Below are 14,297 nucleotides of genomic sequence, written 5' to 3' on the forward strand. Positions count from 1 at the left end.
GCCTTCGCAACGTGCTGCTATGACGAATCATTACCCTGAGACACATAGACGTACCTAGGTGCAAGAGGTCTTGCTGTTCGCTTTTCCACTCGGTGGCTCATGGCCCCGTTAGGAGTTTTGTTTAGTCTTGGACCAACAGATCTTGACTACGAATGCCGAATACGATGGACAACCCTAGAAATTAGTTTGGGGTCCACCGCCTGTACATGGTGGCCCCAAACTGAGGTTGCTCAGGTGTCTAGCTTCGAGAATTCAAAACGATGTTCGTTACCGGCTGCGAAGAGTCGGTTGCGAATTCCAGCCCAGACGGAGAAACGCCATCAGCAACCAGCTGCGCGCCGAGAGCTGCAACCATTCCGCCGTTGTCCGTGCACAAGCTAAACGGAGGAACCACCAAGGCTATGCCCGCAGAAGCACATCGGGCCGCCAGAAGTTCACGCAGTCGAGTATTCGCCGCCACTCCCCCGCCCAGAAGCAGAGTCTTCAGTCCCTGTTCCTGCATCGCCCGGACTGCCTTCGACGTGATCACGTCAACGACTGCTTCCTGGAATGACGCAGCAATATCAGCGACAGGAATTTCTTCTCCGTTGGCCTCGAAGTGCTCTACGCAGCGCGCGACAGCAGTCTTCAGCCCCGAGAAGGAGAAGTTATTGCGATGCTTGCCTGGATTTTCGGCACTGCCGACAAACTTTGGCAACGACAGACCACGAGGGAAGCGGAAAGCCTTGCGGTCTCCGTCCTTGGCTGCCTTGTCGATAGCCGGTCCGCCTGGGTATCCAAGGCCCAGCAGTCGCGCAGTCTTGTCATAGGCTTCGCCAGCTGCATCATCAATGGTGGAGCCCAGCAACTGTACATCGTTGGTCAGCGAGGTGACCTTCAAGATTTCGGTGTGGCCTCCCGATACCAGCAGGGCGCCGAACGTAGGTGGCAGCACCGTTCCTTCAAGTACTCCAACACCCACGTGGGCTACCAGGTGGTTGATCCCGTACAACGGCTTCCCTGTAGCCAACGCCAGAGCCTTGGCTGCCGAAACGCCAACCATCAGAGCACCGGCCAGGCCTGGACCGCTGGTCACGGCAATGGCGTCAATGTCATCAAGAGTCAGTTCCGCGGTGTCCAGAGCTGACTGCAGGGTGGGCACAAAGGCTTCCAGGTGTGCACGCGCTGCGATCTCTGGAATCACTCCGCCAAAGCGTACGTGCTCATCCATGGAACTGGAGACAGCGTTAGCAAGCAGCTTATTGCCGCGCACGATTCCCACACCGGTTTCATCGCAGGAAGACTCGATGCCCAGTACTACGGGTTCTGTGTTGCTCATGCGTTGCGTTCTTCCTCTTGTCCTTGCTGGACATCCAGCGGCAGTCTCATAATCAGTGCGTCTACCCCGCCCTTGTAGTAGCCCTTGCGACGGTGAATGGTAGTGAATCCCATGGATTCATACAGACCAATGGCACCGGGGTTATCAAAGCGAACTTCGAGCATCACATCCAATGCGTTCTTTTCGCCTGCGGTCTGGATGAGCAATGCCAAAAGCTTGCGTCCCAAGCCTCGCCCTTGGTAGTCCGGGTGCATGGCAATGGTCTGCACATCGGCAATCGGCAAGACCACGCAGAGGCCGGCATAGCCGACAACTCGACCAGCGTCCTCGTAGACCCAGTAGGTGCGGGTATCACTCTGCGCTAGCTCGGATTCAAAACCTGCCAGCGGCCACGCGTCTTCTGGAAACAGCTGCTGTTCCAGCTCGTGGACAGCCAGCAGATCTTCTGCGGCCATGCGGCGCAAAGTGATCTGATTTGCTTCACTCATGACTTGGCCTGCTTCATGAATGCCGGAACCTGCGCGTCGGATTCACGCAGGTACTGTGGCGAAGTATCAGAAAGGTCCTTGCCCGCTGCCAGTTCATTCATGCCACGGCGGGCAAGATAGCCAGCGTTGGCAATCCATTCAAAGGACTCAGGCATTGGCTGGGAGCCTGCCTCTTCAAGTTGTTCGGCATAGATCCCGGCACCAACGCCGTAGACCGGCAATGCCGGAAGCGCTGAAGCTGCGGAAACGTGCGGGCCATCCACCATGGTGCCGTCTTGGTCATATCGAGCCCAGTACACTTCCTTGCGACGTGCATCAGATGCCACGACGAATTCAGCCGGAACCTGACTTGAGTCAAGCGCCTGTTCGGCGAGCGCGTGCAAGGACATCACACCGTACACGGGGATTTGCCATACGAAGCCGAAGGTTCGTGCGGCAACCAGTCCCACGCGCAGGCCAGTGAATGGGCCTGGGCCTACGCCGACAATAATGCCGGCGAGGTCTTGGCCTTTCTGTCCATGAGCGTCCAAGAGTTCTTTGACGTATGCCGAGAGGGTTTCGGTTTGGTCATTTCCCTTGGAGGAAATTCGCTGGTCGACAACTGAACCGGTGGTTTTATCAACCAGTGCCACCGAGGCGTTGGCTGAGGTGTCGATAGCTAGGTAGTTAGGCATGCTTCTCTTCCGTGTGCTGCGCAGCAACTGCCAACAGCAATGTGTCTTTCAAGTGGGCGAAGGTGTTCTCGTCCCAGCGTGGGCCGATCCCCTTCAGGCTAAACAACCGTGGCTCGTCCAGTTCTTCCTCGGATTCTTCCCAAGGGTTAGCGCTCGGTGCGGCCAAGGCTTCGCGGTCCAGCTGGATTTCCAGACGGGAGTCCGTCAGGTGTTCCACCTTGCCCAGTCCCCATTCCACCACGGTGACTGATTCAGCCAAAGTTGATTCGAGGTCCAGAGTGTCAACGTCGTCGTGGCCGTTCAAGCGGTAGGCATCGACGTGGATCAGTCCGGGCCCATCTCCAAGGGATGGGTGCTGGCGAGCCAAGACGAATGTCGGGGAGATAATTCCCTGTCGCACGTTCAGTCCCACACCGAGGGACTGCGTCAGGGTGGTCTTGCCGGCACCCAGTGCACCGGTGAGGATCACCAGATCTCCAGCTTTGAGCTGAGTACCCAAGGCTTCGCCCAGCGCTTCGGTGACGGTGAGGTCATCTAGCTGGCAGGAGAATTCCTGCACCGGGTTACTCACCGGCTTCACCCCAGCTGCCTTCAATGTAGTAGCGAGGCACTCGTGGAGAAATGCGGGTTACCACTTCGTAGTTGATGGTGTTCGCAGCGTAGGCCCAGGTGTTCACCGACTGTCCGCCATCGCCGAAGATAATCGCCTCAGCGCCGAGGAAGTCTTCCGGATTGATATCCGCACCAAGATCAATGACGCACTGGTCCATGGCGATACGTCCGCGTACCGGGTAGGTGCGTCCGTTAACTGTCACCGGGGCACCGGTGGCGATGCGCGGCAAACCATCGGCATAGCCCATTGGGATCAGCCCCAAGTAGGTCTCGCCTTCAGTCTTGTAATTCAGTCCGTAGGACACGCCTTGTCCGGGGCGGACCTTCTTGACGTTGGCCACGCGGGTTTTCACCGTCATCGCTGGGCGCAGGCCAAAGCTTTGCGGGGTGTCTTCCTCAAATGGGCTCAGTCCGTACAGGCCCAGTCCAAGTCGAACCATCTCGTAATGGGAATCGGGTCGGGAAAGAATGCCAGGGGTATTGGCGATGTGGCGAACTTCTAGATCGAAGCCGGCTGCTTCAATCAGCTCAATGGCGGTGTTGAAGACGGCAAGCTGCTCATCGGTCTCCGGGCGCTCAGGTTCATCAGCCACAGCCAGATGGGAGAAGATCCCTACTGCACGCAGCAGTCCTTCTTCTTGGAAGTCGCTCGCACGGTTCAGCAGGTCCGGCAGGGCCTCCATGGTGGAGCCGTTGCGTCCCAGTCCGGTATCGACCTTGATATGGATGCGGGCCGGAGTTTGCACGGCACGAGCTGCCGCGGCGACGCGTTCCAGTTCCCAGCCAGAGACTCCCAGATCCAGGCCGGCGTCAATGGCGGCTTCGAATGGGGTGTCTTCAGTGTGCAGCCACGCAAGCATAGGTGCGTCGATGCCAGCTTCGCGCAGGGCCAGGGCTTCGGTGACGTGGGCGCATCCGATCCAGCGGGCTCCGCCTTCCAAGGCGGCTTTTGCCACCTGGATGGCGCCGTGGCCGTATGCGTCAGCTTTGACGACGGCCATGACGGCAGCGGGAGCTACAACATCAGAAATCTGCTTGACGTTGTTGCGGATGGCCGACAGGTCAATGACTGCCCGGCGTTCAAATCCAGTGGCCTGTGCACTGCTGGTGCTGTTTGTCAGGTTGCTTTCTTCAAGCGCTTCAGAGTTCACCTAAACATCTTCGCACTTTTCGCTTTCAGATGCTTTGTTACCCCGGTGCGCAGTTCAGCACATGGGCCTGGTTAAAGTCGGAAGGAGCGGATCAAGACAACTAAGTTGCTTTGATCCGCTCCTTGGAGACGGATGATGGTCGGTGCTTAGCGCAGAGTCTTCAGCTCGTCGCGGATCTGAGCCAGCAGTTCCAGCTGAGGATCAACTTCTTCCTCTGGCTCTTCCTGGCCGGCAGCGCGGCGAGCAGCAAGACGCTCATTGAGCTTGTTCATTGGCAGTACCAGTGCGAAGTAGACTGCAGCAGCGATCAACAGGAAGTTGACCAGAGCAGTGAGGAAGACACCGAACTTGATGTCTACGCCATCAATGGTCAGTACCAAGAAGCTGTCGAAGTTTGGCGAACCAACCAACGCAGCGATCAATGGCATCAGCACATTGTCAACAAGGGCAGTGATAACGGCGCCGAAGGCAGCACCGATGACGACAGCAACGGCCAGATCGACAACGTTGCCCTTCATAATAAAATCGCGGAAACCTTTTAGCATGGTTCGAGCATACACAGGATAATCACAGGAATGGCATAATTTTGCCTTCGATTTCCAATCGTTCGGCAAATTCACAGGAACCGTTTACATAAATAACAATTGATCGCGCCTAGATTTTCCTCAAAAGCATCCGGCGTACCGAATGATCTGCGGATTTGCGCAGCACCAGCTGCGCGCGCCCACGCGTCGGCAAGACATTCTCTTTCAAGTTCGGCTCATTAATACGCTTCCAAATACCGTGAGCCGTTTCCCTTGCTTCGACGTCAGTGAGCTGGGCATAGCGGTGGAAGTAGCTGACCGGGTCAGAGAAAGCACCAGAGCGCAGCCGCATGAATCGCTTGATGTACCACTCTTCAATATCCGAACTCCGTGCATCTACATATACAGAGAAATCGAAGAAGTCACTCAAAGCCAGGCCCACGGTTCCATCCGAACGCGTGCGTGCCGGCTGCAAGACATTTAGCCCTTCGACAATCAGCACCTGCGGCGAGCGCACCACGTTGCGCTCCCCCGGAATGATGTCGTAGGTCAAATGCGAGTACACCGGGGCGCTTACTTCCGGTGCCCCAGATTTGATCGCCGAGACAAAACGCAACAGCGCACGCCGGTCATAGGATTCGGGGAAACCTTTGCGGTGCATGATCCCGCGGCGCTCAAGCTCAGCGTTCGGGTACAAGAAGCCGTCGGTGGTGATCAGCTGGACGTCAGGAGTCTGCGGCCAGCGGCGCAGCATTTCCTGGAGCACACGGGCTGTTGTGGATTTGCCAACAGCTACTGAACCGGCAACTCCGATGACAAATGGGGTGCGCCGTGTCTGCTCACCCAAAAAAGTGGTGGTTGCCTGATGTGTCGCTGCGGCGCCTTCGACGTAGAGATACAGCAGGCGGCTCAGCGGCAGGTAGACATCGCGGACCTCTTGCAGGTTCAGCTGATCTCCCAGGCCACGCAGCCGTTCAATGTCAGAGTAGTTCAGCGGTTGTTCCATCTTGTTGGACAGCCGTGCCCACGTCTCGCGCTCCAGTTCAACAAAGGGCGAAATGGGTGTTTCTAGTGTTCCGTGTGGTTCCACGAGGGTAAATTCTGCCAAGAATATGCTCTACAACCCAATTAACAAGATCAACAGTGCATTCATTTTCGGCAAAAACCGGTAAATGCGTGATCTAAGACATAGGTTTTTTTGAGTTCTCTGCCACGATTATTCCCATCGATGGGCATTGAACCGGTAGGATTTTTCCCATGTGCGGAATTGTTGGATATGCAGGAACCTCGAGCCAGGTCGCTGATCACAGCGCCCTCGACGTTCTAATTGAAGGTTTGCGTCGGTTGGAATACCGCGGTTACGACTCGGCTGGTGTCGCTGTTGTTGCCGATGGTGCCATTCATTCTCGGAAGAAGGCCGGCAAGCTGGTCAATCTGGAAAATGAAATTGCCGAGTCCCCATTGCCTAAGTCGATGACCGGCATCGGGCATACCCGTTGGGCAACCCATGGTGGACCGAGCGACTCTAACGCTCACCCACACCTGGCTGATGGTGGCAAGCTTGCCATGATCCACAACGGAATTATTGAAAACTTCGCCGGCATCAAGGCCGGTCTGGTAGCCGAGGGTGTTGAATTCCTCTCTGATACCGATACCGAGGTTGCCGCAGCATTGCTGGGCAAGCTCTACAGCACCGAGGCCGAAGGCAACCTGACCTACGCCATGCAGCTTGCAGTCCAGCAGCTCGAAGGTGCTTTCACCCTCTTGGCCGTTCACCAGGACCACCCAGGTGTTGTAGTTGCGGCACGCCGCAACTCCCCTCTGGTTCTGGGTCTGGGCGAGGGCGAAAACTTCCTGGGTTCGGATGTCTCGGGCTTCATCGACTTCACCCGTCGTGCCGTAGAGCTGGGTCAGGACCAGATCGTTACCATCACCCCGGATAGCCACTCCATCACCGACTTCGACGGCAACCCTGCCGAAGGCAAGGAATTCACCGTTGACTGGGACGCAGCCAGCGCTGAAAAGGGCGGCTTCCCATCCTTCATGGAGAAGGAAATCTTCGACCAGCCAGCAGCTGTTGCTGACACCCTGCTGGGCCGTTCAGACGCTGATGGCCGTCTGACCCTGGACGAGCTGCGTATTGCTCCAGAAGAACTTGCAGAAATTTCCAAGATTGTTGTTCTTGCCTGCGGTACCTCGGCCTACGCCGGCTCCGTTGCCAAGTACGCTATCGAATCCTGGTGCCGCATCCCGGTTGAGGTTGAGCTCTCCCACGAGTTCCGCTACCGCGAGCCAATCGTGGACGAGAAGACCCTGATCGTTTCGATCTCCCAGTCCGGCGAGACCATGGACACCCTGATGGCTGTGCGTTATGCCAAGGAGCAGGGCGCCAAGACCATGTCGATCTGCAATACCAACGGGTCGACCATCCCGCGCGAATCCGATGCGGTGCTGTACACCCACGCCGGTCCAGAAATCGCAGTGGCGTCCACCAAGGCATTCTTGGCACAGATCACCGCCACCTACCTGCTGGGCCTGTACCTGGCACAGTTGCGCGGCAACCTGTTCCAGGGCCAGATCAAGGACATCCTTGCTGACCTGGGCAAGATCCCTTCCAAGATCCAGGACATCCTGGACCGCGCCGAAGAGATCAAGGATCTGGCACGCAATATGTCAGATGCCAATTCCGTGCTGTTCCTGGGCCGCCACGTTGGCTACCCGGTAGCTATGGAAGGCGCCTTGAAGCTCAAGGAAATCGCCTACATCCATGCTGAAGGCTTCGCCGCTGGCGAGCTGAAGCACGGCCCTATTGCGCTGATTGACGATGGCCAGCCAGTGTTCGTGGTAGTTCCTTCCCCACGTGGTCGAGACTCGCTGCACTCCAAGGTTGTCTCCAACATCCAGGAAGTGCGCGCCCGTGGCGCCAAGACCCTGGTTATTGCCGAAGATGGCGACAGCGCCGTCAAGGACTTCTCCGAGTGGGTCTTCTACGTACCAGAAACCCCAACCCTGCTGATGCCTCTGCTGGCCACCGTGCCACTGCAGATCTTCGCTTGCGAACTGGCTTCCGCCAAGGGATTCGACGTTGACCAGCCACGTAACCTGGCCAAGTCGGTGACCGTGGAGTAATCCACCAAGCTCTAGAAATTGCGGGTATTCCCTTTTGGGGAGTGCCCGCAATTTTTTTGCCCTGCCTGCGCTGGATAAACTAGGAGGCATGATTGCAGGTATCGGAGTGGACATAGTTGATGTGCCACGTTTTGGACGTCAGCTCGAAAAGACTCCACGTTTGCGTGAGCGGCTCTTCACCGAAGAAGAACGCGACCTGCCCCTGCGTTCCCTGGCGGCCCGTTTCGCAGCCAAGGAAGCCATTGCCAAGGCACTGGGCGCTCCTTCGGGCATGAATTGGCAGCACTGCACCGTCCGCAAGGATGAAGCCGGTGATCCGCAGATTCACAACACCGGGTCTGTCGCCGAGGCAAGCAACCTGCGAGGGATCACTTCATGGCACCTGACCATGTCCCATGATGGCGACATGGCTATCGCGATGGTGGTTGCCGAGCGCTAAGCTCTGCGACCACGTTGAAAGAATAACGACACGTATCTCATTAAATAAGGCATCACACAGAAGCCTTGAGTATTGTTTGACTTATGATTCCTGTCTACAGTGTTGCGCAAATTCGTGCGGTTGAAGCCCAGGAGAACTCCAAACGGGGCGAAACCAGCTTAATGAAGCAGGCCGCCTCCCATTTGGCTTCAACAGCGCTTGGAATGCTGGCCGAGAATACCAGCGCCGAACCGGCTTTCGTGGTGGCACTTATTGGCCCGGGCAACAACGGTGGCGATGGGCTGTACGCACTGGCAGAACTCCAACTGCAAAAGATTTCCACGCTGGCACTGCAGTTCCACGAACAGGTCCACGCTGAAGCAGCTGCCGCCTATCAAGCAGCTGGCGGCACCATGCTGGATCTCTCCGATGGCGAATGCGAACTAGCTAAAGCATCACTGATCATTGACGCCATTTATGGCCTTGGATACCGTCCCGGCTCTGCCCTGCCCGTACTTCCTGCGAACGCACGAGTGCTTGCCTGCGATGTTCCATCAGGTTTGAATCCGGATACCGGCGTGGCCGAGGACGGTGTCCTCCTTGCCGAACGCACGCTCACTTTCGGTGCATTGAAGTCCGGACTGCTGGCCATTGATGGTCCGCTGGTCACCGGGGATATTACCGTGGCAGATTTGGAATTCGATTTTTCTTCCGTTGAGGCTGGAACGCAGCTGGTGGAAGAGACCGCTACCCGCGAGCTGCTGAACCAGCACCGCTCTTGGAGGGACGCCGGTCGGCATAAGTACCAGCGCGGGGTCTTGGGCCTGATTGCTGGTTCTGATCTGTATCCGGGAGCCGCGCAACTGACTGCCAAGGCTGCCGTAGCCTGTGGTGCCGGTTTGCTGCGCACTCACGTTCCGGAGTCCATCCAGTCGATGATGGCTCTGTCCGTACCGGAATCTGTTCCCTTGGATGATGATCAGATCAAGGAAGCATTGTCTTCTTCGCGCCGACAGATCCACGGCAAGGGTGCCAAGATCAAGGCATGGGCTATTGGTCCGGGCCTCGATGGGCGCACTCCCCCAACTGGTGCTATCGCTGATGTCTTTGCCAGCCCGCAGCCGGCAGTGATTGACGCATCCGGTTTGGAAGTTGTTCCTGCCGGTCCCAGCGAGCAGCCTCGTGTGCTGACACCTCATGCCAAGGAACTACGCATGCTCCTGAGCCGCGCTGGCGTGAAGATCACCCCGGATGAGATTGCCCAGGATCCAATTCGCTGGACCCGTTGGGCTGCGTTGGCCTACAACGCAGTGGTGCTACTCAAGGGTCCAACCAGCTACATCGTTGCACCTAATGGCGACAGCTTGATGGTGAGCCATTCAGCTCCTGAGCTGGCCACTGCAGGCAGTGGAGATGTCCTGACTGGCATCCTTGGCTACATGCTCTCAGATAGCTCCCTGACGGGCACTGAGGGCCTGCGAACCGTACCTAACCGCCGGATGATGGAACTGACCGCTTGCGCGGCTTACATCCACGGCCATCTGGGCCGAGTGACCGCTGCTGACGGAACTGTGAACGCTTCGCGCTTGATCGAGAATCTGCCGAAGGTAATGAAGCAGTTCGGCTTCTAGTTTTCGCTTTATACAAGCGAAACGGGCGGTGTTCTTCTTTCGAGAAGGACACCGCCCGTTTTTCGTGCTTTCAGCACTTAGGACTGCACGGGGATCGCGGTCGTTGCCGGAGCCATATTGCCCAGTTCGAAGTACTCTCCCGGACCAGTAATGCTCCAGCCCTGCTCCCGCCATTCTGGACGGTCAAGGACATTGCGTCCGTCAATAAGCTTCCTCTGGGACACGACGCTGGCAAGATCAGCTGGCTGCAATTCGCGGAATTCATCCCACTCGGTGAGCACCAGGACCAGGTCCGCGTTCTTGGCTGCTTCCGTATAGGAATCCACGTAGTTCAAGCGCGGGAAGCGTCCAGCTGCGTTGGCGTTGCCTTCCGGGTCATAGACCGAGACTTCAGCGCCTTCGTTGTACAGGCGTACGGCAATGTCCAATGCTGGTGAGTCCCGCACGTCATCGCTGTTGGGCTTGAAGGTCACGCCCAACACCGATACCTGCTTGTCGGCCAGTTCATTGCCCAGCATGTGCGAGGCCAGCGAGACTACGCGGTCACGGCGGCGCAGGTTGATCTGGTCTACTTCAGCTAGGAACCCCATGGTCTGGCTCAGGCCAAGCTCGCTGACGCGTGCCTGCAGAGCTCGGATGTCCTTGGGCAGGCAGCCGCCACCAAAGCCCACTCCTGCGTTCAAGAACCGGCGTCCAATGCGCTTGTCGTAGCCAATGGCGTCGGCGAGTACCTTGATATCGCCGCCCACGGTCTCGGTAACTTCAGCAAAGGCGTTGATAAAGGAAATCTTGGTGGCAAGGAAGGCATTGGCTGCGACTTTGACCAGCTCTGAGGTCTCCAGGTCGGTGACGACTTCTGGGGTGTCCAGGGCAAGGACGGGTGCATACACTTCGCGCAGCAATTCCAGGCCGCGCCCATTATCCAGGCCGTATACCAACCGGTCCGGGCGCAAGGTGTCTTGGACTGCGAAGCCTTCACGCAGGAATTCGGGATTCCAAGCCAGTGCAATGCTGCTTCCAGCCTTGGCACCCTGGGCAATTTTTTCGCTCAACCGGCGTGCGGTGCCTACTGGGACGGTGGACTTGCCGACAATCAACGCGTCGCCGTTGATGTGTTCCAGCAACGAGTCCACGGCACCGTCGACATAAGACATGTCTGCAGACTGGGAGTCGGCGCGCTGCGGGGTGCCTACGGTGATGAAGTGGATATCAGCTCCGGCAGCGACTTCCGCGTAGCTGTCGGTGAAGCGCAAGCGTCCGGAAGCTACGTGCTTGCGCAGCAGTTCGGGCAGGCCTGGTTCGTGGAAGGGCAGGATGCCAGCGGCCAGTGCGTCCAGCTTGGTCTTGTCTATGTCCAGTCCAATGACTTCATAGCCCATTTCGGCCATGCAGGCGGCATGGGTTGCACCGAGGTAGCCGGTGCCGATCACGCTAATGCGTAAAGTCACGAAAGTCCTTCTCTCCGAGAACGCGAACCGATATCAGTTTCTAATAATTAGCATGCCACACCCCCGCAGCGCGCTTCCTCGTGGAACGCCCTGCGGGGGTGTGAGTTTTCTTGATATTTACGTATTGGTTGCTGGGAAGCTACTGAACCTTAGAGGGCCAGGTGTTCCTTGACCGATTCGGCCAGGGTCTCAGCTTCAGCCTGGGCTTGCTCGTGGGTAGCTGCCTCGACCATGACGCGGACAACTGGTTCGGTGCCCGATGGGCGCAGCAGTACACGGCCGGTGGTGCCCAAGCTTGCTTCTGCGGCGGCAATGGCCTCCTGCAGCGGCTCGCATTCTGGAACACCTGCCTTGTCCACGCCACGCACGTTGATCAGTACCTGCGGCAGCACGGTGAGCACCGAGGCAAGTTCCTTCAGGGACTTGCCGGTTGCCTTCACGCGGGCTGCAATCATCAGGCCGGTCAACACGCCGTCGCCGGTGGTGGCGTGCTTGGAGAAGATCACGTGGCCGGACTGTTCGCCGCCCAACGAGTAATCGCCTTCGCGCATGCCTTCTAGCACGTAGCGGTCGCCCACGCCGGTCTGCTTGACGGTGATGCCAGCAGCTTCCATGGCCAGGGTCAGTCCGAGGTTGCTCATCACGGTAGCTACCAAGGTGTTGTCCTTGAGTTCTCCGCGGTCCTTCATATCCAGTGCCATGACTGCCATGATCTGGTCGCCGTCAACGACGGTACCTTCATGGTCTACGGCCAAGCAGCGATCGGCGTCGCCGTCGTGGGCGATGCCCAGGTCTGCACCGTGCTCCAGCACAGCGGCCTGCAGCTTCTCCAGGTGGGTGGAGCCGTAGCCGTCATTGATGTTGATGCCATCTGGCTCGGCACCAATTACGATGGTTTCTGCGCCGGCGGCCTTGAAGACTTCTGGGGAGCAACCCGAGGCTGCGCCGTGGGCGCAGTCCAGGACTACCTTCAGCCCTTCAAGGCGGTTTGGCAGTGCCTGCAGCAGGTGCATGATGTAGCGGTCTTCAGCGTCAGCGAAACGCGATACTCGGCCTACCTCTCCTGCGGTTGGGCGTGGCTTTGGCATCTTCAAGCAGGCTTCGATGGCGTCTTCCAGCGCATCGTCCAGCTTCTTGCCGCCGCGGGCCAAGAACTTAATACCGTTATCCGGAGCCGCGTTGTGCGAAGCGGAGATCATGACACCGAAATCGGCGTTCAGGTCCCCCACCAAGAATGCTGCCGCAGGTGTCGGCAGGGTGCCGGCATCCATGACATCAACGCCGGAGGCGGCGAGGCCAGCCTCAATTGCGGCGGACAGGAAGTCACCACTGATGCGCGGGTCCTTGGCAACCACAGCGACCGGCTTGTAGCCGTCCTCTGGTTGGCTCAAGCCCAGCACCACCGATGCTGCCTGCGCCAGTTCCAGCGCGAGCTCGGGAGTTAACAGTTCGTTTGCTTTTCCTCGGACCCCATCGGTCCCAAATAACCTTGCCATCGCATACAATCATATGCCCTCTGCATTGATTAAAAGGGCTTAAAGTCCCGACAATCACAGTGAAATGAGAAAAGATTAATGGGATTTCATTACCTTCAGCATTAAAAGGCCAAAGGCCCCACCACCCTTTGCAGGATGACAGGACCTTTGGAAAGACCTTGAAGTAAGGTTTAGCGCTTCGAGAACTGCGAAGCCTTACGTGCCTTCTTCAGACCAGCCTTCTTACGCTCGATGACGCGTGCGTCACGAGTCAAGTAGCCAGCCTTCTTCAGGGCTGCGCGGTTTGCATCGCGATCGATCTCGTTCAGCGAACGGGCGATACCCAAACGAAGTGCACCGGCCTGGCCGGAAATGCCGCCACCGTTGATACGAGCGATAACGTCGTAAGCACCCTCAAGACCAAGGATCTTGAAAGGCTCGTTGACGTCCTGCTGGTGCAGCTTGTTAGGGAAGAAGTTCTCCAGGGTGCGACCGTTAACGGTCCACTTGCCGGAGCCTGGAACCAGGCGAACGCGAGCAATAGCCTGCTTGCGGCGGCCAACAGCTGCACCTGGCACGGTCAGTGGAGCGCGCTCGGTGTCAACAGCAGCAGTCGAAGCTACGGTCTCGGTAGTGTAGGTCGAAGGGGTCTCACCCTCGAATTCAGTGGTTTCTTCAGTGTTCTGAGCCACGATAATCTCCTATTAAGTATTTCTTCTCGGGGCCAGGACTACTGAGCGACCTGGGTGATTTCCAGTGCCTTTGGCGACTGAGCAGCGTGTGGGTGCTCTGCGCCGCGGTAGACCTTCAGCTTCGACAGCTGGGCATCCGAAAGCTTGTTCTTAGGCAGCATGCCCTTGATAGCCTTCTCTACAGCCAGAACTGGGTTCTTTTCCAGCAGGTCTGCGTAGTTGATGCTCTTCAGGCCACCTGGGAAACCGGAGTGGCGGTAAGCGCGCTTGTTCTCAAGCTTGTTACCGGTCAGTGCAACCTTGTCAGCGTTGATGATGATGACATGGTCGCCCATGTCCATGTGGGCTGCAAAGGTCGGCTTGTGCTTGCCGCGCAGCAGGGTTGCGGCCTGGACGGCGAGACGGCCGAGTACTACGTCGGTGGCGTCAATGACATACCACTGACGAGTCTGGTCAGCCGGCTTTGGGGTGTACGTACGCACAGTAATTGCCTTACGTTGATTCGTTTCTGGTCAAACAGTCGCTTGGCTGAAGGCGGTGAGATCCCCCAGTGACGAGCACTGTCGTGTTGTTCTTGTGTTTAGACCAGTACGTCAGGTGAGGACTGAAGATATCCGGCCGTCCATATATTGTTCGCACACCCAGCAGACCAGCGACTATGCAACTAAGCCGTCACGCTTGGGCGTGTAGTGTCGAACGTGGACATACACAACTCATAAGAGTTTAGCGGATTAAAG

At 57.6% G+C, this 14,297-nt stretch carries 14 protein-coding genes; 3 read left to right on the forward strand and 11 right to left on the reverse strand.

Annotation, left to right across the window (positions count from 1 at the left end; genetic code table 11):
- Positions 1-238: 238 nt before the first annotated feature.
- The 7 genes from tsaD to coaA all read right to left on the reverse strand — a co-directional run bounded on the left by tsaD (position 239) and on the right by coaA (position 5,857).
- Positions 239-1,318: a tRNA (adenosine(37)-N6)-threonylcarbamoyltransferase complex transferase subunit TsaD gene (tsaD, locus tag AARI_RS12490; protein ID WP_013349639.1), complete on the reverse strand. Its 1,080-nt coding sequence runs from the start codon at positions 1,316-1,318 to the stop codon at positions 239-241.
- The gene (gene rimI, locus AARI_RS12495; protein WP_013349640.1) at positions 1,315-1,806 is read right to left on the reverse strand and encodes a ribosomal protein S18-alanine N-acetyltransferase; all 492 of its coding nucleotides are present in this window, start codon (positions 1,804-1,806) and stop codon (positions 1,315-1,317) included. Before rimI ends, tsaD begins: the two co-directional genes overlap by 4 nt.
- Entirely contained in the window at positions 1,803-2,480 is a 678-nt protein-coding gene (tsaB, locus tag AARI_RS12500; protein ID WP_013349641.1) for a tRNA (adenosine(37)-N6)-threonylcarbamoyltransferase complex dimerization subunit type 1 TsaB, read from the reverse strand. The genes rimI and tsaB overlap by 4 nt, the downstream gene beginning before the upstream one ends.
- Entirely contained in the window at positions 2,473-3,051 is a 579-nt protein-coding gene (tsaE, locus tag AARI_RS12505; protein ID WP_013349642.1) for a tRNA (adenosine(37)-N6)-threonylcarbamoyltransferase complex ATPase subunit type 1 TsaE, read from the reverse strand. Before tsaE ends, tsaB begins: the two co-directional genes overlap by 8 nt.
- On the reverse strand, positions 3,044-4,243 hold the full coding sequence (gene alr, locus AARI_RS12510; protein ID WP_013349643.1) for an alanine racemase: 1,200 nt from the start codon (positions 4,241-4,243) through the stop codon (positions 3,044-3,046). The genes tsaE and alr overlap by 8 nt, the downstream gene beginning before the upstream one ends.
- 146 nt (positions 4,244-4,389) lie before the next feature.
- Positions 4,390-4,788: a large conductance mechanosensitive channel protein MscL gene (gene mscL, locus AARI_RS12515; RefSeq protein ID WP_041648926.1), complete on the reverse strand. Its 399-nt coding sequence runs from the start codon at positions 4,786-4,788 to the stop codon at positions 4,390-4,392.
- 109 nt (positions 4,789-4,897) lie between these two features.
- Positions 4,898-5,857, reverse strand: coding sequence for a type I pantothenate kinase (coaA, locus tag AARI_RS12520; RefSeq protein ID WP_013349645.1), 960 nt, complete (start codon positions 5,855-5,857; stop codon positions 4,898-4,900).
- A 167-nt stretch (positions 5,858-6,024) separates the two neighbouring features.
- On the opposite strand from coaA, the gene glmS reads away from it, so the two are divergent.
- The 3 genes from glmS (at position 6,025) to AARI_RS12535 (ending at position 9,945) form a co-directional block, all read left to right on the forward strand.
- The gene (gene glmS / locus AARI_RS12525) at positions 6,025-7,896 is read left to right on the forward strand and encodes a glutamine--fructose-6-phosphate transaminase (isomerizing) (protein WP_013349646.1); all 1,872 of its coding nucleotides are present in this window, start codon (positions 6,025-6,027) and stop codon (positions 7,894-7,896) included.
- 88 nt (positions 7,897-7,984) lie between these two features.
- On the forward strand, positions 7,985-8,335 hold the full coding sequence (locus AARI_RS12530) for a holo-ACP synthase (RefSeq protein ID WP_013349647.1): 351 nt from the start codon (positions 7,985-7,987) through the stop codon (positions 8,333-8,335).
- 83 nt (positions 8,336-8,418) lie between these two features.
- On the forward strand, positions 8,419-9,945 hold the full coding sequence (locus tag AARI_RS12535; protein ID WP_013349648.1) for an NAD(P)H-hydrate dehydratase: 1,527 nt from the start codon (positions 8,419-8,421) through the stop codon (positions 9,943-9,945).
- Positions 9,946-10,022: 77 nt separating this feature from the next.
- Here AARI_RS12535 and AARI_RS12540 read toward each other — a convergent pair whose 3' ends face one another.
- The 4 genes from AARI_RS12540 to rplM all read right to left on the reverse strand — a co-directional run bounded on the left by AARI_RS12540 (position 10,023) and on the right by rplM (position 14,042).
- Positions 10,023-11,393, reverse strand: coding sequence for a UDP-glucose dehydrogenase family protein (locus AARI_RS12540; RefSeq protein WP_013349649.1), 1,371 nt, complete (start codon positions 11,391-11,393; stop codon positions 10,023-10,025).
- Positions 11,394-11,542: 149 nt separating this feature from the next.
- Positions 11,543-12,889: a phosphoglucosamine mutase gene (gene glmM, locus AARI_RS12545; protein WP_013349650.1), complete on the reverse strand. Its 1,347-nt coding sequence runs from the start codon at positions 12,887-12,889 to the stop codon at positions 11,543-11,545.
- Between the two features lie 170 nt (positions 12,890-13,059).
- Positions 13,060-13,560, reverse strand: coding sequence for a 30S ribosomal protein S9 (gene rpsI / locus AARI_RS12550; RefSeq protein WP_013349651.1), 501 nt, complete (start codon positions 13,558-13,560; stop codon positions 13,060-13,062).
- Between the two features lie 38 nt (positions 13,561-13,598).
- Complete coding sequence (gene rplM / locus AARI_RS12555; protein WP_013349652.1) at positions 13,599-14,042, reverse strand: 50S ribosomal protein L13; 444 nt, start codon at positions 14,040-14,042, stop codon at positions 13,599-13,601.
- Between the last annotated feature and the right edge of the window lie 255 nt (positions 14,043-14,297).

The sequence above is a fragment of the Glutamicibacter arilaitensis Re117 genome (assembly GCF_000197735.1).
In the GTDB taxonomy this organism is placed as follows: domain Bacteria; phylum Actinomycetota; class Actinomycetes; order Actinomycetales; family Micrococcaceae; genus Glutamicibacter; species Glutamicibacter arilaitensis.

Excerpts from the sequence above, each read along its gene's own strand:
- rimI (WP_013349640.1), bottom strand. The coding sequence starts at position 1,806 with ATGAGTGAAGCAAATCAGATCACTTTGCGCCGCATGGCCGCAGAAGAT.
- AARI_RS12535 (WP_013349648.1), top strand. The coding sequence starts at position 8,419 with ATGATTCCTGTCTACAGTGTTGCGCAAATTCGTGCGGTTGAAGCCCAG.
- mscL (WP_041648926.1), bottom strand. The coding sequence starts at position 4,788 with ATGCTAAAAGGTTTCCGCGATTTTATTATGAAGGGCAACGTTGTCGAT.
- tsaD (WP_013349639.1), bottom strand. The coding sequence starts at position 1,318 with ATGAGCAACACAGAACCCGTAGTACTGGGCATCGAGTCTTCCTGCGAT.
- glmS (WP_013349646.1), top strand. The coding sequence starts at position 6,025 with ATGTGCGGAATTGTTGGATATGCAGGAACCTCGAGCCAGGTCGCTGAT.
- tsaB (WP_013349641.1), bottom strand. The coding sequence starts at position 2,480 with ATGCCTAACTACCTAGCTATCGACACCTCAGCCAACGCCTCGGTGGCA.
- AARI_RS12530 (WP_013349647.1), top strand. The coding sequence starts at position 7,985 with ATGATTGCAGGTATCGGAGTGGACATAGTTGATGTGCCACGTTTTGGA.
- glmM (WP_013349650.1), bottom strand. The coding sequence starts at position 12,889 with ATGGCAAGGTTATTTGGGACCGATGGGGTCCGAGGAAAAGCAAACGAA.